We start from the raw sequence: 22,820 nt of genomic DNA, 5'->3' as shown, positions 1-22,820 counted from the left end.
CCAGCCACTATTTCTTCGTTTTTTCTACTGGCTCACCCGTAAACGGGTCAATATATTCTTTAATACTTATCTGATCAGCTACCATATCTTCTTGTAGCTGATTTTTTATATACTGCTCAATTTTCTTTGCATTTTTCCCAACTGTATCTACAAAGTACCCTCTGCACCAAAAGTGCCTGGATCCGTATTTATATTTCAAATTTGCATGCCTATCAAAGATAATCAGTGAACTTTTACCTTTCAAATACCCCATCACTTATGATACGCTATATTTAGGCGGGATACTTATCAGCATGTGGATGTGATCCGGACACGCTTCTGCCTCATGTATGATAATTCCTTTTCTGTTGCACAAATCTCTCAAAATTTGTCCTATTTCAACCTTGAGATTTCCATAAATTACTCTTCTTCGATACTTAGGTGCAAACACTACATGATACTTACAATTCCACGTAGTATGTGCTAAACTGTTTTTGTCCACTTGGACACCTCCTATGTTATTTTTTAGTTCGGTTTGCGGCCTTACTAAATTCTATCATAGGAGTTTTTGTTCTTAAAGCTTAAGCTTTCTTTGTCCACCTGCATAGCAGGTGGTTTATTTGTTTCAAATGTTCCATTTGAAACGCACTAAAGTGACACAAGTAAAAAGCTCAGGCACCCTGAGCTTTTTCTTATTTCTTTTTGCTTTTTCTTTTCGGCTTCCAGCCGCCAGAGAGCTGAAGCCACAGAACCATAATCAGCATGATAGCAAATATCAGGAACGTTTCATTTGTAAAAACAAAATAATAGAAAAGAACAACGGCAAGGAACAACAGTATTATCCCTAAAGTTCTCTGTTTCATTTTATACTCCATCCTTTCCTATTCTCCTTTTTCCAAGGTTTTCAGGTCCTCCTGAAACGCTTCGAAGTATGAGGCGCTGTATTCAACACTCCAAAAATCCATTGGCGTCCTCATAAATATTAGATGTTCTTCAAAAGCATAAAAGGAATAAACCAGCTCATGTGTCTTCAGAAAAAGTACCCTCATCCCATCTATATCTTCTGAGGATAAAGAACCCTTCTCAGTTTTTTGGATACCCTCAACCAGCTCTCTCTGAAAACTTTCTCGTATATCTTCTGTTACTCCACGATAATACTCCACTGAGAATTCGTTATATCTATAATACTCATAAGACAAATAGGATGAATACAACTGTTTATTCAAAAGCAAACTGCTTCTTGTCCAGACATAAGGACTTCTTCCATCATTTTCCTCAGAATGCTGCGCATGATAATAATCCTCTGTGAGCTGCAGCACCTGCATTGGATAACCCCGCTGCTGCTCTACTGTATATGCACCATCCTTGCTCAAATCTCCCCAAAGTGCCTCATAAGCAAAAATAAGCAGAAAGAGCATGATCAGAGCATCCCCAGCATACCCAAGGATTTTTATCACAGAAGAAGCTCCCCCATTCTCCTTCCTTTCTCCAGAGGGCTTTACGAACTCTTTCAGTCTTAGATACGCTAAAATCTTAAATGAACCAGATAATATGAATATCAATATAATCACTATATGATACCAGTTAAAATTTATATAAAACCATAATAAAGGTTGTTGGGAACTGAAGGCATTGATCATATCACTTAAAACGACTAGAAGAGATAACGGTATTTGAAGAAGCAGGGATTTCTTATCGCTTCTCAGCTTCTCTCTGAGTTTATGGGTGATATCCTCAGGCTGATGATTAAACTCACTTGTTCCCTTTTCTGCATAATAGACATGAAAAAAATCCGGTAGTGTCCCTGCATACTGCCACCCCCGCTGTTTTCGAGTCTCTATGATTTCTTCAGGAGGTTTGCTGCGATCCTTTACCGTCGGCTCCAGATGATACTTGATGGAGGATCCACGTTCTGCTTCCCGAAACACCGGGAAATTTGATTTCATCTTTTTTAGGATGTATCCGTCCTCCGCTTTCTCCTCCAGCCAGTTTTTAATATTTGCCATGTCATAGGATGCATAGGGCAGCCAGAATCTTTTAGTACTACTCATATCCCCTCTCCTCTATATATCTTATTTTCTAAATATATTTCTATATTTCTATCATAATTCAAAAACAATAGCAGGGTCAACAGGGGCATAAAAAAGAGATGCGTTTTCACACATCTCCCTTCATTACTCTTCTACTTCATAAATGGTGCCGCCACCTAGAACAAGATTGTCTTCATAGAACACAACCGCCTGTCCTTTGGTCATGGCTCTCTGCTTCTCCTGAAAAACTACTTTTACTCTGTTGCCTTCTAATGGATAGATGGTGCAAACAGCTGGTTTCGCAGAATATCGGATCTTCGCGGTAGCTGTATAAGGTTCTCTGATCTGTTCTATAGAAACCCAATTCACCTGGTCTGCCACAAGGGTGCTCTTAAAGAGTGCCGACTCATCCGTCAGAACGATTTCATGCGTATCCTTATTGATAGAAGAGATGAACACCGGTCTCCCGATAGAGAGGCCCAAGCCTTTTCTCTGACCGATGGTATAATAAGCGATTCCTTTATGCTGCCCAAGAACATTTCCTTCCGGATCCACAAAATTTCCTGGAACCCTAAGTTCAGGTTTCTTTTCATAAATATATCGCCCATGATTATTGTCATCAATGAAGCAGATTTCCTGAGAGTCTTTTTTATTATGAACGCCAAGATCCATTTCTTTTGCGATCTCACGGATTCTGGTCTTGCGGTATTCTCCGCATGGCATCAGTGTTTTCCTCAGCTGCTCCTGGGTCAGATTATAGAGGGCATAGGTTTGATCCTTTGTATCATCTTCTGCCTTTTCAATGACCATACGACCATCCTTTTCATAGATCTTCGCATAATGTCCCGTTGCCACATAATCTGCACCTAAGGTTTCAGCTCTATGGAGAAGCTCATCAAACTTGATATATTTGTTGCAGGCGATACACGGATTAGGTGTACGGCCATCAATATATTCTTCCATAAAGTAGTCAATAACTTTCTCACGGAACACTTCTTTGAAGTTCATCACATAGAAAGGAATTTCCAGCGTATCCGCTACCATTCTTGCATCGTCCACAGCAGAAAGGGAGCAGCAGCCTCCTTCCCTTTCCTTAAATCCGTTGTCATCCTGCCAAACCTGCATGGTGACACCAATGACCTCATAACCCTGTTCTCTTAAAAGATATGCCGCAACAGCAGAATCTACTCCGCCAGACATACCAAGTACTACTCTTTTTTTCATTTCTTCACCTTTTTTCTTACTTTAACACACACGAACAAGGATCATCTCCGACTTAGCTTTCGGAGTCTCATCACCGTTTCACGGATTTTCTCCACCGCGTCCTGAATTTCATCTTCTGTATTGTATTTTGATACCGAAAGTCTCAGACTTCCATGAATATATTCCTCTGGCACATTGATTGCCTGAAGTACATGAGATGCATCAATGGCTCCTGATGTGCAGGCACTGCCTGAGGATGCAAGAATTCCAGCTAAATCCAGATTAAGAAGCAAGCTCTCCCCATCCACACCTTTAAATGAAACATTCACATTATTGGGGAGTCTGCCGGATTTGTCCGGACCATTGAGTTTTGTATCCTCAATGAGAAGAAGCTCATTCAGAAGCAGATCCCGCAAGCTCTTCAGTTTCTCATTTTTCTCATCCATTTCGGCCATGAGAATTTCTAAGGCCTTCCCCATTCCAACAATCCCTGCCACGTTTTCCGTGCCTGAACGTCTTCCCCGTTCCTGATTGCCCCCATGAATCAGATTTTCAAAAACAATGCCGCTTCTGGCATAGAGAAACCCTATCCCTTTTGGCCCATGAAATTTATGAGCAGAAGCGGATAAAAAATCAATATGCATCTCTTCCACATCAATGTTCATAGCCCCAATGGCCTGTACCGCATCAGTATGAAAAATGATTCCCTTCTCTTTGCAAAGACAACCGATTTCTTTTAAGGGCATCATCGTTCCGATCTCATTGTTCGCCGCCATGATGCTTACAAGGATTGTTTCGCTCCCCATGGCTTCCTTGAGGCTCACTAGATCTATAGCACCTTCCTCATTGACATCGAGATAGGTAACACGTGCACCCATCTTTTCCAGAAAATCAAGGGCATGGAGGGTTGCATGATGTTCTGTTTTCACCGAAATAATATGATTTCCTTTATCTCTTTGTGAAAAATAGACACCTTTTAGAGCCCAGTTGATGGCTTCTGTACCACCGGATGTGAAATAGATGTCCTTCGCCTTTGCATGAATGATCTTTGCAGCAATATCCCTGGTCCTTTTCATGGCGGACTTGTTCTCTCTTGCGAAAGAGTACACCGAAGATGGATTCCCATAATGCTCTGAAAAGTATGGCGTCATGGCACGAAAGACATCCGTATCCATTTTTGTTGTTGCTGCATTGTCCAGATAGATTTGTCTACTGCTCATGAATGAAAATCCTTTCGTTGATTGGGGTTGCCTGCATGGACTTATAGTCGTTCAGCATATCCTGAAGTGTGATGCCTGCCATGACAGAATTGATGGAGTCTCTGATTTTTCTCCACAGTACTCTTGTTGCACAAATATCAAGATAATCACACTCATCATTGGTGAGACACTCAGAAATCTCCACCGGCCCTTCCAGCACATCCATGATTTCAAGAATCGTGATGTCTTTAGGCAGTTTATTCAAGATATATCCTCCTTGAGCACCTCGTACACTCTTCACAAGTTTTGCTCTTCTTAAAGGCGCGAAAAGCTGCTCCAGATAATACTCAGAAATTCCCTGACGTTCTGAGATGCTTTTAATTGAGATTGGTAGCTCACCATAATGAACCGCCAGATCCATCATCGCTTTTACTCCGTATCTTCCTTTTGTTGAAAGTTTCAATGTTACACCTCCAAGGCTTATCATCCATAAATTGTATCAATTCCGACTAAAAGTGTCAACTTTTTAAAAGATCACTTTTCTTCCTTGATCTGCTTCCAGTATGCCCTTGTAGCTTCTTCGTATTTATTGGCTCCAGGCTCATAAAACTGCTTATGACGCAATTCTTTTGGCAAATACTCCTGTTTCACATAATTATTCTTAAATGCATGAGGATACTTATATTTCTGCATTCTTCCCATGGCTTTGGCGCCTTCATAATGTCCATCCCTCAAATGAGCTGGAATCTCCAGGGAAGTTGCAGACTCCAGTGCTCCATTGGCAGCATCCACAGCAGTCACAACGGAATTGGACTTTGGTGAAGTGGCAAGGAGCAAGACTGCTTGCGCCAGCGGAATCCGCGCTTCAGGAAGCCCCAATACAAGAGCTGCGTCTGTACAGGCCTTCACTATGGCAATTGCCTGAGGATTCGCAAGACCAATATCTTCGGCTGCAATGACAAGAAGTCTCCGGTTTACAGAAATCAGATCTCCTCCTTTCAGAAGCATTGCAAGGTAAAGCAGCGCTGCATTTTCATCACTGCCCCTAATGGATTTCTGGAATGCACTGAGAAGATCATAATGCTCGTCTCCATCCAAATCAAAGTTGATCATCTTCCGCTGAAGAATTCTCTCGGCATCTTCTTCTGTTATCTGAAGCACTTTCTGGTTCAATCGCTCTTTGGCCAGGAAAAGAAGTTCAAGATTATTCAGCCCTTTCCTCATGTCTCCACCTGAAAGGCTTGCTAGAGCTCTTAAAACACCTTCAGAGACCTCTATCGATTCCACCTTATGGTTTTCCTTGTAAAACAAAATCCCCCTCTCAAGGCCTTCTATGATCTCCTGAAAGGACAGAGGTTTGAACTCCACAATAATTGACCTGCTCACAAGCGCTTTAAAAACAGCAAAATGGGGATTTTCTGTTGTCGAACCAATTAGAATCACTCTACCGCTTTCCATATAATCCAGAAGAATCTGCTGATTTCTTCTGTTGAAAAGATGAATCTCATCAATATACAGTAACAGGCCTTTTTGGCCCATAAACATATTCAGCTCTTCAAGAGCGTTCTTCACATCTTTCAGAGAATCCGTTGAAGCATTCAGCGCAATGAACTTCCTGTCTGTCAGATCCGCAAGGAGTCTTGCAACGGTCGTTTTTCCTATTCCAGGAGGACCATAAAAAATCATATTCATCAACGTATTGCTCTTCACCATACTGGTCAGAAGTTTTCCTTCTCCAATCAGGTGACTCTGGCCCAATACTTCCCCTAATGTTTTAGGTCTCAAAAGACTGGCTAAAGGTTCCATAAAAATACTCACCACCTTATCAGATTATACCATGTTTCTTCAATAATGGACTTCATCACCAGTGGAAAACAGTGCTATAATAAATCAAGAAAACTTTGCTGCAACGTAACATTCCTGCCATGAGGCAAGAACATGAAAGAAAGGATGAATGATCATGTTTTCACTATACGATCATTCTGAAAGGTGATCCCCATGGAGACGAAATTTTATATCGCACTGTTGGTAGGCCTACTAATCTACATAGGTGCTGTTTCTGGGTTGTATCTGGTCTACAAACCAAATTTTGATTATCAGAAGAAAAAGAGAAAAGAACTGAAGGAAAAACGCAAAAAAGCTCTTGAACTTGCGAAAGAAGCAAAGAAGTTTGAAGAAGAGCATTCAGAGCCAGGAAGTGATAGCAGTATACCTTCAGATCAGCCCAAAGAGTAAAAAACAGTCATCGTCCATGATCTGGCGATGACTGTTTTTTTTATGGATGATCGATTGTAGACTTTCTTTTTAAAGCCGACTGGAGCCCTTTTAGAAAGCGCCCATTGGCGACATGAACCAAAGTTTCTCCCAGATGCTTCGGCATTTTATCCGGTGCCACAAGAGATAACCTTTTGATTGGAGTCTGCATAAACATCGCATGCATTACACGGTACGCATCATCATTGTCACTGGTGGCCCCTGAAGCCTTCCGTAGCACTCCTTCCAGTTTTCTTATGAGATATTTCATCTGAGGGACATCTTTCATCTCTTCCAGTGTATGGTTGACGGTAAATGGCTTGCTAGGTCCCATCACAGGGAGTTTTCTCCCAATTAGCGTCTCAAACTGTTCAGGTTCTGGCGCACCTTTCACATCCATATAGAAAGCAGGTGCTTCAAAGGTGTCTAAAACAGAACTTTTAATTTCTAGAGAAGCACTTAATGGAAGTTCCTGAGAAGAGCTGCCGACATAAAGGATATACTCACCGCCATAAAGGACCTCTTTCTTCTGATTCAGGTCATATTCCTTGAACTCATCTTCATGGAGCACCATCAATATTTCTTTCTCTTCCCCAGGTTCCAGTTTGATCTTGCAGAAAGCTTTCAAGGCTTTATCGACCCTGTAGGATGGACTTCCTTTCCTCGCAAGATACAGCTGACAGACCTCTTTGCCAGCTCTTTCCCCTATGTTCTTCACATAAAAACGCACTTCAACTGCCTTGTCTTCGTTAAAATCAATGGTAGACCGGTTTATGGATAATCTGGAAAAACTGAATGTAGTATAAGATAAACCATGTCCAAATGGAAACTGAACTCTCCTATTGGCTTTATCAAAGTAACGGTACCCTACGTAAATACCTTCAAGATAAGGAGCAAGGTAAGGATCCTTCCCATAGTATGGTGAGGTGATGTGATCTTCATACTGGAGAGGATATGTTTCAGGAAGTTTCCCTGAAGGGTTATGGCGTCCCAATAAAAGATCAGTCACGGCTTCTCCCCCAGCTTGACCTGGTAGATAGGCATGCAGTAAAGAAGAAATATTATCCAGCCAAGGCAATTCCACAGGTGAACCTCCAAAAAGAACTACAACCACATGGTCTGACTTCGCTCCAATGGATCGGATCAGTGCGTTCTGGTTTTCAGGCAGCCTCATATGCTTTCGGTCAAATCCTTCTGATTCATAAGAGTCTGGCAGTCCTGCTGCAATAATCACCACATCATCTTTCTTGAGTGTCTGGATCAGTTCTTCCGTTTCATCAAGAATTTCATCTGAGCCAAGGGAGTACCCTTCAAAATACTGCATCTTGAGTGCTTCTTTCTCAAGACTTTCCAGAAGAGATGTGACCTTGTAGGGATTGATGTGGGAGCTACCAGCCCCTTGATACCTTGGATATTTAGCAAGTGCACCCACCAGATAGATCGCTCTGTCCGTATTTTCAGAAACCGGAAGGGTTTTTCTATCATTTTTAAGAAGAATCATAGACTCCATGGCGATTTTTTTTGCAAGACCATGATGTTTCTCTATATCAACAGATGATTTCACCAGTGGACCTACAGACGCCAGAGCTTTTTGTCGTTCTTCCGTTACTGTCGTAATGAGCTGAAGAATTCTGATGACCGCTTGATCAAGATACGCCTCTTTAAGCCTTCCGTCTTTGATGGCTTCTTCCAGTTCCTCATCAAAATATCCTGAACTACCAGGCATCTCCAGATCAAGTCCTGCCATCAATGAAGAGATCTTATCATTCATTGCTCCCCAGTCCGTCATAAGGAGACCTTGAAATCCAAATTTATTTCTCAGCACTTCTTCTATAAGCCACTTGTTCTCACTAGCATAGATGCCATCCACCAGGTTATAGGATCCCATTACAGTCATAGGACCCGCTGTTTTCAGCGGAATCTCAAAGGCTTTCAGATAGATGTCAAACTTCGCTTTCTCATCGGTGATACTGTCAGACTTCATCCGGTTCAGTTCTTGACTGTTCAAAGCGAAGTGTTTAAGACTTGTCCCTACACCCATAGACTGCACACCTTTGATCCACCCTGCTGCCATTTTCCCAGCCAGCACAGGGTCCTCAGAAAAATACTCAAAATTCCTTCCGCAAAGCGGATTCCTTTTTATATTCACGCCAGGACCAAGCACCACCTGCACATTCTGACTGAGCGCTTCAAATCCGATGGCCTGTCCCATTTCAAACAGAAGATCTTCATCGAAGGAAGCCGCAGATAGACAGGCAGGCGGAAAACAGGTGGAAGGGTTGCTTTCATTGATGCCCAGGTGGTCCTGTCCCTCCTCCTGGTGCCTCAGCCCATGAGGACCATCACACACTGTAATCTTCGGAATACCAAGCGATTCAAACCCCTTCAGTCTCCACGTGTCAAATCCGCTGGTGATACTGATTTTTTCCTTTAAAGTCATTTTCTGCAGAAGATCATGGATTGTACTCATTTTATTCTCCTTTGTTTATCTCTAAAAGATGTTTCAGATCTGTTATTGAAATCTGCCCTGGTGAAGATTTTTCTCCCACATAGGCATAGGTGAGCACACTGGAAAAATCTTTCTTGTTATATCGGGTTTCCACCCCCAACTCTCCCATGCCAATAAGAATATGTGGTACCCCAGGTTCTTCTCTAAGTCTTGCTGATACTTCTTTTAAGAGGTTCATATCCTCTTCTCCCATAACCATCACAGCAATCTTTGTAATGTCTGCATCTTCTTCCGTCATCTTTTGAACCATTTGGATCAGCGCATCCTGATCTGGTACTCCGGTAAAATCATGATACGAAAGAATGAGAAGCATTCTCCTTGACTTCAAGGACCGGATCAAAGACTCGTAGGAGAATACCTTCTCAGAATCTGTTAGCAGTGAAGACATCTCAATATCCATGAGATCCAAAAGCCCCGTCTCAGCGGCACAGAGGCGTAGCCGATAAAGTTCTTCTTCTGTAAGACCCCAAACGCCCCCTTCACTCTCTTTTCTTAAGGTGAAAATCAGTGGGGTTCTGGAGTGGGTTTTTCGGATCAGCATCAGCCCCTCAACAATATTCTCTTCTGTGAGGTTTTCCATTAAATAATCCGCTCGCCACTCTATAACAGCAGGCTCATTTATTGTAAGATCCTGAAGATCCTTCTTGAGACTATGAATCGTTCCAGAAGTCAACGTTGCACATATGTGAAAGCTTCCGTCTTCAAGCACGATGTTCCCGCATGATTTTCTCTTCATGGGTTTTCCACACCTCTTTGGACAAAGTCATCCACATTGTAAAGGGCATCAAAGATTAAGCCTTTTTCCCCTTTCCTGAATCTCATCAGTGAGCAGTTGTAGACTTCCAGCGTAAAGAAATGCTCTTCTTCATACTGAAAAATTTCCGAAAAAATTGTCTTCATGGTGCCACCATGACACACCGCCAGTATCTTCTCTCCGTCTTCATGGGAATCCAGAAGCTCCGTAAGAAATGAGCGTACTCTAGTCTGGAACTCCAGATGGCTTTCTCCACCTCCGGGCTTATAATGAAGCCAGTCTTCATTCCACTCTTTGAATAGATTCGGATACTCTTTATGGATGTGTCTGAACTCAAGTCCCTCCAAGTCTCCCAAATGTCTTTCGTCCAGACGGCTGTCCCTGAATGCTTCTCCTACAGAAAAGCCCATACTCTCTAGTGTTTCATGGGTTCTTTTCAGTGAAGAAACAATGATGCGATCCGGATGATATCCCATGGAGTTCAAAATCTCTCCCGCTTTTTTCGCCTGAGTTCTCCCTCTATCAGTGAGTCCATAATCACTGGAGCCATACATCAGTTCCAACAGATTTGCTTCGGACTCCCCATGCCTTACAAAAATAATTTCCAAAAAATAACCTCCCTATAACAATAGGGAAAAGCACGCTTTTCCCTACTACTCCTAAAAATAAATATTCTTATCAGTGATATTTTTCCTGAAAAAACTGTATCAGTTTCTTCAATGCTTCGGTGAGTATACTCTCTTCATCACCATCCAAGCTGTCGATGACACTGCGTATCATATCCTGGTGAAACTCATCGTGCATTTTCTTTGCTTCGATTCCTTTTTCCGTCAGCTCTACAAGTACCACTCTTTTATCTTCCTCAGTCCTCTTTCGGATCACATAACCTTTCTTGATCAGCTTATCGATCCCCGTTGTTAGTGTACCCATGGTAATATTGAGATCCTTTGCAACCTCTGACATGGTTCTAGGGCGGTCATCTCCCACCGCATGGATGGTATGCATTTCGGTCATGGTCAAATCACTCCCATTATCTCGGAGTGATTTTTCCTCAATCTCAAGAATATCATGAAAAAGATCCACTAATAACTCATTTAAGACAATTTTGCTTTGTTTGATGAGAATCACCTTCTTTTTCCGGTATTTGCAAATTCTAGTCTGTTATCCGCTTTCTTCTCTTATAATAACAAATCTTTAATCCAATATCATCTACGAGTTGCTGAGCTTCTTCAAAGTTTCTCCCGATATCTTCTGCTGAATGTGCATCAGAAGCCAAGGTGACAAAACGCCCGCCGCAATCATAATACCCTTTAAAAACACTTCTGAAGGAGTCAAGGACATCTCCTGTCAATGGACGCTTCAGATTCATCTCCAAAGTAACGTCCTGTTGGACCATGGTTTGGAAGAGTGCTTTAAACTCCTCTGGATAGTCCTCATACTTCAGCTCTTTATAAGGTGAATACCTTGTCGGATAATCAAAATGCGCAAAGGAGTTGATAAAGAAATTCTCCTTGATCATGTCTTTTGCATAAAGCAGGTATTCTTTGTAGAACACACGCTCCTCCACTGTTCTCAGATACTTTCGGGAAGAGAGATTGAACCCCTTCATGGTATGAAGGGACCCAATGATCATATCAAACTCGTAAGAGTCTGCAATCTTTTTGAGCTCACCCGTATAGCGTTGGTCCAAGCCCATTTCAATCCCCATAAGGTAGCGGTCGCTTCTATGTTTTTCATATGCTTCGAAATACTCATCCACATTGAAGTCAATGGGAAATCCGCCGACTTCCTCATAGTTCAGGTCCTTATGCTCAGTAGTAATAATGCCCAGATTTTTCTTTTCTGAAGCTTCCAGAAGTCTTTCGATTTTCTCATTGGAATCAAAAGAAAACTCAGTGTGCATATGTGTATCAAAAATCATTTATACTCATCCTTTGATTTATAGATCATCTTTTGTGTAGGAAGAAACAATTTCTCCATAAAATATCTCATGATAGTCCCCATCCATGTAGCTTGTGGTATCAACATCCCCACGAAGAAGCTTTGGATCCACCTTATGATTGTAAATAATTTTACACTCATAGAAGATATTCGCTTCCTTTACTACAGGGGTCTCCATTGTTTTTGCTTTGTACTGTGTAATGTTTGCGATGGACCATTTATCCGTATCTCTACCTGAAACTGTCCCAACTGCATTCAGTGCTTTCTTCATTGTGGAAGTGGTAGGTATCGATACTGTAAACTCAGTGTTGTCCTGGAGCAGTGTATGATTATGTCTTGAGCTTCTAACAAGAATCGTGAAAACAGGACGACCCCATTCAAAACCGATGTTGCCCCAGCTGATAGTGCTCACATTGATTTCATCTCCCTTTTTTACTGTCAGGAACGCGCCTTGTCTGTGCAGATACTTGATGCTTTTATCCAAATAACGGATGAATTCAACTGCCATAACTAAAAAACCTCCAAATATTTCAATTCTTCTTTCATTATACCTTATCCCCAAATCAATTGGGTAAAATATATAATTATTAATAAAAAATCTACAATTCTGGCTATTATCAGCCATTCTTCTGTCGCAGATACAAAAATGAACCAGCCAAAACCTCGACTGGTCCACAGATCAATTTTTCTGATCTATTGCTTCTTTCAGTGTATGCCATGCTAGAACTGCACATTTCACACGGGCAGGAAGATTAGATATCCCTTGCAGTATGGATGCCTCATCCAGCACATCTTCCAGGTAATCAATATCCTGAATTTCTCTTTTGATCATGGCAAGGAAAATTCGGATAAGCTCCATGGCCTCTTCCACCGTTTTGCCGGTGAGAAGATCTGTCATCATAGAAGCAGAAGCCTGACTGATGGAGCAGCCATGCCCATTATAGGCAAGGTCAACAATAATGCCATTTTCAATCTTTGCCTCTACAGTAATGTCATCACCACAGCTGGGATTGTGCCCCCGCTCTTTGTGCGTATATCCTTGGATTTCCCGTCTGTTTTTGGTTTCCTTATTGTGTTCTAGAATTACTTCTGTGTAGAGATTACTTAGGTCCATATCCCATCACCCTCCTTACTTCATCCAGTTTATCCACGAAAACATCTATTTCCTCTTTCGTATTATAAAAAGCAAAGCTGGCTCTGGAACAGGTAAACACCTTGAGATACCTTAGTAGTGGCTGAGCACAGTGATGTCCCGCTCGGACACCTACTCCATAATGGTCAAGAATCATGGATACATCATGAGGATGAACCCCATCTACCACAAAACTGACGACAGCACCTCGATCTTTCATATCTTTTGGCCCCACTATTTTGATGTAGTCGAGTTTCAAGAGTTTTTCTAAGGCATACTCTGTAAGTTCCATTTCTTTTTCATGAATCACTGAATACGTAACATCATTCAAATAGTCTATCGCAGCTCCTAATGAGACAATGCTTTCTACACCTTGGGTTCCTGCTTCAAACTTGAAAGGAAGTTCATTAAATGAAGTCTCTTCTTCATAGACATACTCAATCATGTCTCCTCCAAAAAGGAACGGTTCCATGTTTTCAAGAATCTCTTCTTTTCCATAAAGAACACCTACACCCATGAGGCTGTACATTTTATGACCGGAGAAGACATAAAAATCACAATCCAGGTCCTGTACATCCACAGCCATGTGCGGTACGGCTTGAGCACCATCTATCAGTATTTTTGCATTCACTTCATGTGCCTTCGCAATGACTTCTTTTACAGGGAATATGCTGCCTAGAACATTAGACATATGGGTGCATGCGACTAGTTTTGTATTCTGATCAATTTTATGAAGTTCTTCCAAGGGAAGTCTCCCCTGCTCATCCACGTACATAAAACGCAGCTCAGCACCATTTTTTTTTGCAATCTGCTGCCAGGTCACAAAATTTGCATGGTGCTCTGCAATGGAGATCACCATATTGTCTCCTTGGCTGATTTTATTTAGAGCATAGCTATAAGCCACCAAATTGATGGCTTCGGTAGCATTTTTCGTGAAGATGATTTCCTTGGTGGAGCGTGCATTTAAAAACATCTGAACCTTTTCACGTACGGACTCAAATGCTTCTGTCGCTCTCATACTCAAGGTATGGGAACCCCTGTGGGGATTCCCATTCTCCTCTTTGTCGTATTTCATGACTGCCTCTAAAACTTTAAGAGGTCTTTGAGATGTGGCAGCACTGTCTAAATAAATCAGCTTCTGACCACGGACTTCCTCATTAAGAATCGGAAAATCTTCTCTAAAATTTCTCAATTTACTCACCTGTTAATTCATGTTCCACAGCATTCAGAACGATATCTTTGATGGATTCTACAGGAATAAGATCAATGATCGGTCTGATATGGGACTCGATGATAATCTTCTTCGCTTCCGCTTCGCTCATACCTCTGGACATAATATAGAATAACTTTTCTTCATCAATTTGTCCATTGGATGCTGCGTGATTTCCGATGACATCATCTTCACGGCAGAGAAGCAGTGGAATTGCATAGGATTTTACCTTCGGGCTGAGAAGAATTGTAAACTCTTCCTCATTTCCTTCAGAATGGGTAGATCCATTCTTGAAATCCAATGTTCCTCTGAAGGCCTTCTTTGCACGGTCTTTTAAGGCACCTTTAAAAATCATGTCTGAGTTTGTTCTCTTGCCGAAATGATTCATATGATGGGAAAGATCTAATACTCTCTCACCAAAACCAAGGTAGACGCTCTTCACATGTCCTTCTGCCTCATCACCTTTAAGATCTGTCATATAGTTCACAACAGCTTCTTTTCCGCCAATCTCAACAGAAATATAATTGACTTTTCCAGATTCCGCAACTGTGGAGAATCTCGACTCCAGATGTCTTGAATGGGAATTCAGCCTCTGGATCTTGATGATGTTCAGTTCTGCACCCTCGGCAACGCTGACCTTATTCAGGATATTAGAGTACGTCACACTATCATCGGAAGAATAATCCATGACTAGATTCATTTTTGCACCCTTGTCCAGAATAATCACATTCTTTTCAATGAGTGTATTGTTTGTTTCTGTGAGGACATGCGAAATATGCATCTCTTTCTCTTCACCTGCAGGTATATGAATGAATACCCCTGCATTGTGACTGTTTTCAGCCATGGCCACCATATCAGGATTTACACCCTTGAAGTCCGGTGAAAGCGGCAGATCTTCATTAGTCAATGGAGAATAGGAATCCCCCAGTATGGACTTGTATTCGTACGCTTTTTCCCGTTCCACTTCTACTGGATTCAGAAGCAGCTCATTTGCTTTTACCCATCTGAAAGACAGTCTGGGCAGTACATTATATGTTTCTTTCATTACGCTCATCAATCCACCTCTATCCTATCGTTCCTTCTAGTTCCAGTGTAATCAGATTGTTCATTTCTACTGCATATTCCAAAGGAAGTTCCTTGGAAATAGGCTCCACAAATCCTCTTACAATCATGGCCTTTGCTTCTTCTTCAGAGATTCCTCTCGTCATCAGATAGAAAATGGCTTCTTCGGAAATTCTTCCGATCTTAGCTTCATGTCCCAGATCCACGTCATCATTCTGGATATCAATGACAGGAATGGTATCAGATCTTGAGATATTATCCAGCATCAGCGATTCACAAGTAACCGTAGACTTTGATCCATAAGCGTTAGGCGCAACTCTCAGAAGGCCTCTGTAGATCGCCTGTCCGCCTGATTTTGATATGGACTTGGAGTTTACTGTAGAAGTAGTATAAGGCGCCGCATGAACAACCTTGGAGCCTGTATCAAGAAGCTGGCCCTTTCCTGCGAAAGTAACTCCTGTGAACTCAGCTCTAGCACGTTCTCCTCTAAGGATACTCATAGGATAAAGCATGGATACTTTGGATCCGAAAGATCCAGACACCCACTCGATGGTTCCGTCCTTATCCACAACAGATCGCTTGGTATTGAGATTGTACATATTTTTAGACCAGTTCTCAATGGTGGAGTAACGAAGTGTCGCTCCTTCTTTAACATACAGTTCCACAGCACCAGCGTGCAGATTATTTACAGAATACTTTGGCGCTGAACATCCTTCAATAAAATGACAGTACGCATTCTTTTCTACAATGATCAGTGTGTGTTCAAACTGTCCTGCTCCTGGAGCGTTCAGTCTGAAATAGGATTGAAGAGGAATATCCAGCTTTACGCCTTCTGGAACATACACAAAAGAACCACCTGACCATACAGCACCATGCAGAGCTGCAAACTTGTGGTCTGTGTTTGGGATGAGCTTCATGAAGTACTCTTTTACAATGTCCTCATATTCTCTTAGAGCTGTTTCGATATCGGTATATACAACCCCCTGTTTCACCAGCTCTTCCTTGATGGAATGATATACCACTTCAGAGTCGTACTGAGCCCCTACACCTGCAAGTGATTTTCTTTCGGCTTCCGGGATGCCCAGACGCTCGAAGGTATCCTTGATTTCCTGTGGCACATCTTCCCAGGAACTGTTCAGGTTCGTTTTTGGCTTCACATAAGTGACGATATTTTCAATATCAAGATCCGATATATCTGGTGCCCAAGTCGGTACATCCAGCTTATGATAGATCTTCAAAGATTCCAGTCTATAGTTCAGCATCCATTCCGGCTCATTCTTTTTTGCGGAAATTTCACGGATGATGTCCTCTGTCAGACCTGACTGGGATTTATAATCATAATTGAACTCATTTTTTATGTCATAAACGCCTCTGTCCAGATCTTCTATATAAGTTTTATTTCTTTTTTCCATTCTGTCTCACCTTTCGCATCCCTGTACTTGACATACCCATTCTTTTCAATCTCTTTTGCAAGGGACATGTCACCAGTCTCGACGATTCTTCCATCCACCATGACATGGACTACATCTGGATTCAGATGTTCCAAAATACTGTTGTGGTGAGTAATGATAAGGATTGCGTTATTCTCACTCTTAAAGTCTATGACACCCTTGGATACAATTCGAACAGCATCCACATCGAGACCTGAATCTGTTTCATCGAGAATTGCCAGCTTAGGGTTTAGAATTCTCATCTGAAGAATTTCATTCTTTTTCTTTTCTCCACCAGAATATCCCATATTGAGATATCTTTGAGCATAGGAACGGTCAATATCCAGTTCAGACATTTTCTCCTTCAGTTCCTTCTTAAACTGAATTGCCTTGACATTTTCACCGGTAATCTGAGATTTTGCAGCTCTCAAGAAGTTTTCAACGGTAATTCCAGGTATTTCCTGAGGTGCCTGGAAAGACAAAAAGATTCCTTTCTTAGCTCTCTCATCTACAGCATCTTCGGTGATGTCTTCATTCTCAAATACGATACTGCCTTCGGTCACTTCATACTTAGGGCTGCCCATGATCACATTTGCCAATGTTGATTTTCCGGCACCATTGGGTCCCATTATGACATGAACTTCTCCTTTGTTGACTACAAGGTCAAGACCTTTTAAGATTTCTTTTTCATTCACTTGGCTTTTAAGACCAGTAATTCTTAACATTTCTGACATTCTAACTCTCCTTCAATTCTGAGCATTTTTATCTGATATTACCTGTTTTCCATTTTAACCTCTTCATTAAGGTTCGTCAACCATAGAAACCCATTTCTTCATAAAAATATCATTGACAAAAAAATGAAAAAGCCCAAAACACAAGGATTTCAGGCTTTTTGCGATTACACAATTAAATTTTACAATTAATTAGTACAGAGGATGCTTTTTGCACAAATCTGCTACTTTTTCCTTTATTGAACTCAGGTCCTCTTCTCGATGCATGATGGCATAATCCATATATTCCACCATCTGTCTGATTTCCGCTTCCTTGAATCCTCGAGTCGTCACCGCAGCGCAACCCATTCTTAATCCGGAGGTCACAAAGGGACTTCTTGTCTCAAAGGGAATGGTGTTTTTGTTTGTTGTGATGCCAATGGAGTCCAGAAGCTTCTCTGCATCCTTACCCGTGATGTCTTTATTGTTAAGATCCACTAGTACCAGATGGTTGTCTGTCCCCCCGGATACAAGTCTGTATCCTTTTGCAGTAAGACTTTCAGCAAGTGTTTGTGTATTTTTGAGAACCTGAGACATATAGGCTTTAAAACCTTCTCCCATGGCTTCTTTAAAACATACTGCTTTCGCTGCAATCACATGCTCCAGCGGTCCACCCTGCATTCCTGGAAAAACAGACTTATCTACAGCTTTTGCATATTTTTCTTTACATAATATTGCCCCACCTCTTGGGCCTCGCAGTGTTTTGTGTGTTGTAGTAGTCACAAAATCCGCGTATGGTACAGGACTCATATGATGGCCTGTTGCAATGAGACCTGCGATGTGTGCCATATCCACCATAAAATATGCTTCAACTTCTCTTGCAATCTTTTCGATTCTCTCAAAGTCAATTGCTCTTGGGTAAGCAGAAGCTCCCGCAACAATCATCTTTGGCTTTTCTCTCAAAGCAAGCTCTCTTAATGCATCATAGTCAATTCTCTCATCATTCTGATCCACACCATAGGAAACAAACTCATACAGTTTCCCTGAAAAATTCACAGGACTTCCATGGGTCAAATGCCCTCCGTGGGAAAGGTCCATTCCCAGTATTTTGTCTCCTGGTTCTAGAACCGCCATATATACTGCCATATTCGCCTGGCTTCCTGAATGAGGCTGCACATTCGCATGCTCTGCCTGAAACAGCTCTTTCATTCTCTCAATGGCCAAGGTTTCAATCTTATCCACCACATGGCATCCGCCGTAGTATCTCTTATTTGGATATCCCTCTGCATACTTGTTGGTCAGTGCTGTTCCCATAGCTTCCATCACAGCTTTTGATGTGAAATTCTCTGAAGCAATGAGTTCAATGTTGTACTCCTGTCTCTGTTCTTCCTCTTCGATGAGTTCGAAGATTTCTGCATCCTGTTCTTTTAAATACCTGCTGTTCATTTCTACCCCCTGGAATGATATTTATTTAAATTGAATGACTCATACGGTTTAATCATATCAATCCATGCTCTTTTTGTATATTGAAAATCCACTGAAAAACACGAATTACGAAGATGACAGCATTCGCCCCCTATATGTAATGGTTTTCTTACCAATTATTTCAAAAACAGATCATATTTTCACTTGAACTTGGCTTGTGTTCTGATTCCTGTAGAGAATTACCATCTTTTGTTTGAATTCGCAGGACGTTCCATTATAATAGAAGAAGACTAAAGAGGTGGATATGAATGGACAATCAACGATTAATCAAACTTGCCACAATGGCGGGGCAGATCATTTTGGAATCCGGCGGTGAAATCTACAGAGTAGAAGAAACAATCCGCATGATTCTAAAGTCTTATAACAAAGCAGATGCGGAGAGCTTTGTGACTCCTACAGGCATCATGGTATCACTTACAGAAGAAGATGGAACCATTGTATCTCTCATACGCCGCGTACAAAAAAGTAATATTGATTTAGAAAAAGTTGCGCTGGTGAACTCTCTGTCAAGAGAACTGATGGAGACACAGCTCCCTCTGGATTCCCTTGAAAAAAGACTCCAGGAAATCTCTGACAAGAAACCTTACAGCATTTTCTTCCAGCTGGTCATGGCCGCCATGTGCGGGTTCTCTTTTACCGTCCTATTTGGTGGAACATTCATCGATGCTCTTATAGCACTCGTCATCGGCATCTGTGTCAGGCTTCTGCAGCTGGGGACAAGAGAAATAAAACTGAACGGAATTTTCATCAATATCATCGGTGGAGCACTTGTGGCACTTCTTGTTCATTTGTTCACGAGAACCATACCTCTTTCTCCCAATGAAGACATCATTACCATCGGATCCATCATGCTTCTGGTCCCTGGAATTGCTTTCACAAATGCAATCCGAGATATCCTCATGGGAGATTATCTTTCTGGTGTCTCTAAAGGAATGGAAGCATTCCTCATCGCAGTAGGTATTGCCATAGGAGCCGGAACCGTCCTGGCCCTTCTGGGAGGTGTGTAGAATGATGATTGAAATCGTCATGGCTTATGTGGCGTCTCTCAGCTTCGCCTACATCTTCAATCTCAACAGAAAAACTGCTTTTCTTTCGGCTTTTGGAGGTTCACTCGGCTGGCTCTTTTACAGCATGTCGCTCAGCTACTTCAGTGATCCGAATGTAGCTTTCTTCTTCGGAGCGGTGGCCTTTACCTATTATGGTGAGCTCATGGCCCGAAAAATGAGAACACCTGTAACAAGTTATATCACACCAGGACTTATTCCCCTGGTTCCAGGAAGCGGACTTTACCATACGATGCTCAAATCCCTGGAAGGAGACTATAATGGTGCTCTCAGAGAGGGAATTACGACGCTCATGGCTTCCGGCGCGCTAGCGATTGGAATTCTAATGGTTTTCACACTGATGAAAATTTACTATCTGTTCAAGCGGAGGATCATAGATGAAAAGAACTAAACTGGTTTATGTCAACAAGAATGAAGACATAGAAAAAAAGGTTCAGGAAACCTTAAATAAGTATCACATCAAAAAAGAGCAGGTGATTGAAATCTGCTATTCAGAAAAAGACAGCAATAAAAATGCCCTGATTGTCTATAATGCTTAGGAGGATCCATATTGAAAAAAATAAACACAATATTATTTGATTTGGACGGTACACTGCTGTCCATAGATATGAAGGAATTTGAAGAAATCTATTATACCAGCCTATCTAACGCTTTCAAGTCCATCATCGCACCTGATAACTTCATGGCCATCCTTTACAGTTCAGTGAAAGCCATGGTGAAAAACAAGGAAAAGCGCACCAATGAAGAAGTATTTATGAGTGCCATGAAAGAACATGTCGGAGAGGAACTGCCGGCTTTCCAAAAGCACTTCATCCGTTATTACGAAAATGATTTTTCTGTGCTGAGAAATGCAGTAAACAAAAACACTGATATGCTGGAGGCGCTGGATATTCTGAAAGAAAAAGGATATGAGCTTGTCATTGCCACCAATCCTCTCTTTCCAAAGTTTGCGATAGATCAGAGAATCCAATGGGCGGACCTCGTTCATGAAGATTTTTCACATATCACTTACTTTGAAGATTGCCATTACTGCAAACCCAACGTCGAATACTACAGTGAGATTCTGGAAACCATTGGAAAGAATCCACAGGAATGTTTGATGGTTGGAAACGATGCTGAAGAAGACCTTGCGGCAAGCACTCTGGGCATAACGACATATCTTATCACAAACCATCTTCTCAACAGGAAAAACCTTAACTACACTGCTGACCATGAGGGCACTTATAAGGATTTTCTCCTGTTTGCAGAATCAATGCCTGTTGTTTCATAAACTTTTGAGCACATGAGAAAGGAGCGGAAATCCCGCTCCTTTTTTTTGTATAACTTTATCTTTTACTCACTATGCCAATGATCCAAAGCAGAATCAGTGCCCCCGCTATAGATACGATGAAGCTCCAGATATTAAGTCCCGTTGCAGGTCCAAGGCCTAGAAGACCTGCGACCCATCCGCCGATAAATGCACCGATGACACCCACAATGATGTTAGCGAAGATTCCCATCTTAGCGTCTTTTCCGGCAATCATGCTGGCAATCCATCCCGATACTCCACCTAATATAATCCATACGATGATATTTGATACTTCTGGCATAAATTTTACCTCCTTAATCTATCTCTTGTTCACTAGACCGATGATCCATAGTAGAATCAGAGCTCCAATGACAGATACAATAAAGCTCCAGATATTGAGTCCTGTTGCTGGTCCAAGACCTAAAAGCCCAGCGACCCATCCACCAATAAACGCTCCGATGATACCTACAATAATATTAGCGAGAATACCCATCTTGGCATCCTTCCCAGCAATCATGCTGGCAATCCAACCCGATACTCCACCAAGTATCAGCCATACTATAATATTTGTTACTTCTGGCATGTTATAATACCTCCTTAGATAAATGGTTTTGATCACTTCTTGTAATCTTGAGGTTATTATAGCTTTACCGAAAGTGCGGCGTCAACGATTCTAAACTAGTGTTTTCAACTGTTTTCACAATGTTCCATGTTCCAGTAATTCTATGCGGATCCATTCATAATTTTCAAAAAAACGACATGAAAACATTACATCTTTTTTACCGTATGGCTATAAGGTGTACATAAGTATTACTTCCTTTATTGAGTCCAAACTTGAAGCAACAAAAAAACGGCCACACTTCTGTGACCGTAAATCCACCTGTTACTTATTGGTGTCAATGTATGCCCATCCATTTTTAAAGTAATCCAACCCTGACATGATTGTGAAGAACACCGCTACATACATTGCCACTGGCGGGAAAATACTGAAGAATGACCCCAAGAAAGGTACCGACTTGAAAAGTTCAATCAGATACTCCTCGTGAGTAGAAATCAGCTGTATCAGCATGGATACAATCGCAATAATCTGAGTGGTAGTTTTGATCTTCCCCCAAATACTCGCTGCAATGACAACACCTTCATTCGCTGCGATGGTTCTTAATCCGGATACTGCAAACTCTCGTGAAATAACAACAACTGCGACCCAAGCACCGATCAGATTATACTCAACAAGCGCAATCAGTGCAGATGTGACAAGAAGTTTGTCCGCCAAAGGGTCCATGAATTTTCCAAAATTTGTGATGAGATTATCTCGTCTTGCAATCTTACCATCCAAATGGTCAGTGTAGGCAGCCACAACAAAAATTACAGTGGCTAAGGTAAAATTAAATGGAATTGCTTTCACGGATACTAAAACTAAAAAAACAGGTACTAAAATCATTCTAAATAATGTCAGCTTATTTGGTAAATTCATATTATCCACTCCAACTTTCGTATTGTCTCTATTCTTCTTTGTATTACTGATAAGTTTATACCAAAAACTTTAATTCTAGCTATATCATCTCATATTC

Annotated in this window: 26 protein-coding genes and 1 pseudogene; 5 read left to right on the top strand and 22 right to left on the bottom strand. The window is 41.5% G+C overall.

Annotation, left to right across the window (positions count from 1 at the left end; translation table 11 throughout):
* Positions 1–7 precede the first annotated feature (7 nt).
* The 7 genes and pseudogenes from tnpA to DEF30_RS01700 all read right to left on the bottom strand — a co-directional run bounded on the left by tnpA (position 8) and on the right by DEF30_RS01700 (position 6,217).
* Positions 8–481 (bottom strand): annotated as a pseudogene (gene tnpA / locus DEF30_RS01730) (IS200/IS605 family transposase).
* Between the two features lie 190 nt (positions 482–671).
* Complete coding sequence (locus tag DEF30_RS01725) at positions 672–842, bottom strand: hypothetical protein (protein ID WP_294095826.1); 171 nt, start codon at positions 840–842, stop codon at positions 672–674.
* Positions 843–860: 18 nt separating this feature from the next.
* Complete coding sequence (locus DEF30_RS01720; protein WP_294095824.1) at positions 861–2,030, bottom strand: DUF2812 domain-containing protein; 1,170 nt, start codon at positions 2,028–2,030, stop codon at positions 861–863.
* Between the two features lie 123 nt (positions 2,031–2,153).
* Positions 2,154–3,233 (bottom strand): tRNA 2-thiouridine(34) synthase MnmA, encoded by a 1,080-nt coding sequence (gene mnmA / locus DEF30_RS01715; RefSeq protein WP_294095822.1) that lies wholly within the window; start codon positions 3,231–3,233, stop codon positions 2,154–2,156.
* Between the two features lie 41 nt (positions 3,234–3,274).
* The gene (locus DEF30_RS01710; RefSeq protein WP_294095821.1) at positions 3,275–4,432 is read right to left on the bottom strand and encodes a cysteine desulfurase family protein; all 1,158 of its coding nucleotides are present in this window, start codon (positions 4,430–4,432) and stop codon (positions 3,275–3,277) included.
* Complete coding sequence (locus DEF30_RS01705; RefSeq protein ID WP_294095819.1) at positions 4,422–4,874, bottom strand: Rrf2 family transcriptional regulator; 453 nt, start codon at positions 4,872–4,874, stop codon at positions 4,422–4,424. The genes DEF30_RS01710 and DEF30_RS01705 overlap by 11 nt, the downstream gene beginning before the upstream one ends.
* Before the next feature lie 71 nt (positions 4,875–4,945).
* The gene (locus tag DEF30_RS01700) at positions 4,946–6,217 is read right to left on the bottom strand and encodes a replication-associated recombination protein A (RefSeq protein WP_294095818.1); all 1,272 of its coding nucleotides are present in this window, start codon (positions 6,215–6,217) and stop codon (positions 4,946–4,948) included.
* A gap of 192 nt (positions 6,218–6,409) precedes the next feature.
* Between DEF30_RS01700 and DEF30_RS01695 the strand changes: the two genes are divergently transcribed.
* Entirely contained in the window at positions 6,410–6,646 is a 237-nt protein-coding gene (locus DEF30_RS01695; RefSeq protein ID WP_294095816.1) for a hypothetical protein, read from the top strand.
* Positions 6,647–6,686: 40 nt separating this feature from the next.
* Here DEF30_RS01695 and DEF30_RS01690 read toward each other — a convergent pair whose 3' ends face one another.
* The 12 genes from DEF30_RS01690 to glyA all read right to left on the bottom strand — a co-directional run bounded on the left by DEF30_RS01690 (position 6,687) and on the right by glyA (position 18,858).
* Positions 6,687–9,134 carry a glycoside hydrolase family 3 C-terminal domain-containing protein gene (locus DEF30_RS01690; protein ID WP_294095814.1) on the bottom strand — a complete coding sequence of 816 codons (2,448 nt, stop codon included), beginning with the start codon at positions 9,132–9,134 and terminating at the stop codon, positions 6,687–6,689.
* A 1-nt stretch (position 9,135) separates the two neighbouring features.
* Positions 9,136–9,909 (bottom strand): type I 3-dehydroquinate dehydratase, encoded by a 774-nt coding sequence (aroD, locus tag DEF30_RS01685; protein WP_294095811.1) that lies wholly within the window; start codon positions 9,907–9,909, stop codon positions 9,136–9,138.
* Complete coding sequence (locus DEF30_RS01680) at positions 9,906–10,535, bottom strand: histidine phosphatase family protein (protein ID WP_294095803.1); 630 nt, start codon at positions 10,533–10,535, stop codon at positions 9,906–9,908. Before DEF30_RS01680 ends, aroD begins: the two co-directional genes overlap by 4 nt.
* 70 nt (positions 10,536–10,605) lie before the next feature.
* The gene (locus tag DEF30_RS01675) at positions 10,606–11,046 is read right to left on the bottom strand and encodes a MarR family transcriptional regulator (RefSeq protein ID WP_294095898.1); all 441 of its coding nucleotides are present in this window, start codon (positions 11,044–11,046) and stop codon (positions 10,606–10,608) included.
* Positions 11,047–11,080: 34 nt separating this feature from the next.
* Complete coding sequence (locus DEF30_RS01670) at positions 11,081–11,848, bottom strand: PHP domain-containing protein (protein ID WP_294095800.1); 768 nt, start codon at positions 11,846–11,848, stop codon at positions 11,081–11,083.
* An 18-nt stretch (positions 11,849–11,866) separates the two neighbouring features.
* The gene (locus DEF30_RS01665; protein ID WP_031572655.1) at positions 11,867–12,376 is read right to left on the bottom strand and encodes a flavin reductase; all 510 of its coding nucleotides are present in this window, start codon (positions 12,374–12,376) and stop codon (positions 11,867–11,869) included.
* Positions 12,377–12,547: 171 nt separating this feature from the next.
* Positions 12,548–12,982: a Fe-S cluster assembly sulfur transfer protein SufU gene (gene sufU / locus DEF30_RS01660; RefSeq protein WP_294095786.1), complete on the bottom strand. Its 435-nt coding sequence runs from the start codon at positions 12,980–12,982 to the stop codon at positions 12,548–12,550.
* The gene (locus DEF30_RS01655; protein WP_294095780.1) at positions 12,969–14,192 is read right to left on the bottom strand and encodes a cysteine desulfurase; all 1,224 of its coding nucleotides are present in this window, start codon (positions 14,190–14,192) and stop codon (positions 12,969–12,971) included. The genes sufU and DEF30_RS01655 overlap by 14 nt, the downstream gene beginning before the upstream one ends.
* Position 14,193: 1 nt before the next feature.
* On the bottom strand, positions 14,194–15,264 hold the full coding sequence (gene sufD, locus DEF30_RS01650) for a Fe-S cluster assembly protein SufD (protein ID WP_294095777.1): 1,071 nt from the start codon (positions 15,262–15,264) through the stop codon (positions 14,194–14,196).
* A 10-nt stretch (positions 15,265–15,274) separates the two neighbouring features.
* Positions 15,275–16,684: a Fe-S cluster assembly protein SufB gene (sufB, locus tag DEF30_RS01645; protein ID WP_294095775.1), complete on the bottom strand. Its 1,410-nt coding sequence runs from the start codon at positions 16,682–16,684 to the stop codon at positions 15,275–15,277.
* On the bottom strand, positions 16,657–17,436 hold the full coding sequence (gene sufC / locus DEF30_RS01640; RefSeq protein WP_294095772.1) for a Fe-S cluster assembly ATPase SufC: 780 nt from the start codon (positions 17,434–17,436) through the stop codon (positions 16,657–16,659). The genes sufB and sufC overlap by 28 nt, the downstream gene beginning before the upstream one ends.
* Before the next feature lie 189 nt (positions 17,437–17,625).
* A complete protein-coding gene (gene glyA / locus DEF30_RS01635; RefSeq protein WP_294095771.1) occupies positions 17,626–18,858 on the bottom strand; it encodes a serine hydroxymethyltransferase in 1,233 nt (410 codons plus the stop codon).
* A 287-nt stretch (positions 18,859–19,145) separates the two neighbouring features.
* On the opposite strand from glyA, the gene DEF30_RS01630 reads away from it, so the two are divergent.
* Genes DEF30_RS01630 through DEF30_RS01615 form a run of 4 tightly spaced genes read left to right on the top strand, consistent with a single transcriptional unit; the run spans position 19,146 to position 21,231 of the window.
* Positions 19,146–19,904 carry a threonine/serine exporter family protein gene (locus tag DEF30_RS01630; protein ID WP_074909902.1) on the top strand — a complete coding sequence of 253 codons (759 nt, stop codon included), beginning with the start codon at positions 19,146–19,148 and terminating at the stop codon, positions 19,902–19,904.
* 1 nt (position 19,905) lies between these two features.
* Positions 19,906–20,352: a threonine/serine exporter family protein gene (locus DEF30_RS01625; RefSeq protein ID WP_294095765.1), complete on the top strand. Its 447-nt coding sequence runs from the start codon at positions 19,906–19,908 to the stop codon at positions 20,350–20,352.
* On the top strand, positions 20,339–20,500 hold the full coding sequence (locus tag DEF30_RS01620; RefSeq protein WP_155953230.1) for a hypothetical protein: 162 nt from the start codon (positions 20,339–20,341) through the stop codon (positions 20,498–20,500). Before DEF30_RS01625 ends, DEF30_RS01620 begins: the two co-directional genes overlap by 14 nt.
* Before the next feature lie 11 nt (positions 20,501–20,511).
* Complete coding sequence (locus tag DEF30_RS01615) at positions 20,512–21,231, top strand: HAD family hydrolase (RefSeq protein WP_294095764.1); 720 nt, start codon at positions 20,512–20,514, stop codon at positions 21,229–21,231.
* 55 nt (positions 21,232–21,286) lie between these two features.
* Here DEF30_RS01615 and DEF30_RS01610 read toward each other — a convergent pair whose 3' ends face one another.
* From DEF30_RS01610 to pgsA, 3 genes are all read right to left on the bottom strand, one after another.
* On the bottom strand, positions 21,287–21,550 hold the full coding sequence (locus DEF30_RS01610; RefSeq protein ID WP_294095763.1) for a GlsB/YeaQ/YmgE family stress response membrane protein: 264 nt from the start codon (positions 21,548–21,550) through the stop codon (positions 21,287–21,289).
* Between the two features lie 18 nt (positions 21,551–21,568).
* Positions 21,569–21,832 carry a GlsB/YeaQ/YmgE family stress response membrane protein gene (locus DEF30_RS01605; protein WP_294095762.1) on the bottom strand — a complete coding sequence of 88 codons (264 nt, stop codon included), beginning with the start codon at positions 21,830–21,832 and terminating at the stop codon, positions 21,569–21,571.
* A gap of 300 nt (positions 21,833–22,132) precedes the next feature.
* A complete protein-coding gene (gene pgsA, locus DEF30_RS01600) occupies positions 22,133–22,723 on the bottom strand; it encodes a CDP-diacylglycerol--glycerol-3-phosphate 3-phosphatidyltransferase (protein ID WP_294095761.1) in 591 nt (196 codons plus the stop codon).
* Positions 22,724–22,820 lie beyond the last annotated feature (97 nt).

The organism is Proteiniclasticum sp. (assembly GCF_003514505.1).
Taxonomy (GTDB): Bacteria; Bacillota; Clostridia; order Clostridiales; family Clostridiaceae; genus Proteiniclasticum.
The sequence above is the reverse complement of the archived record's forward strand: the minus strand, read 5'-3'. Positions and strand labels throughout refer to the sequence as shown.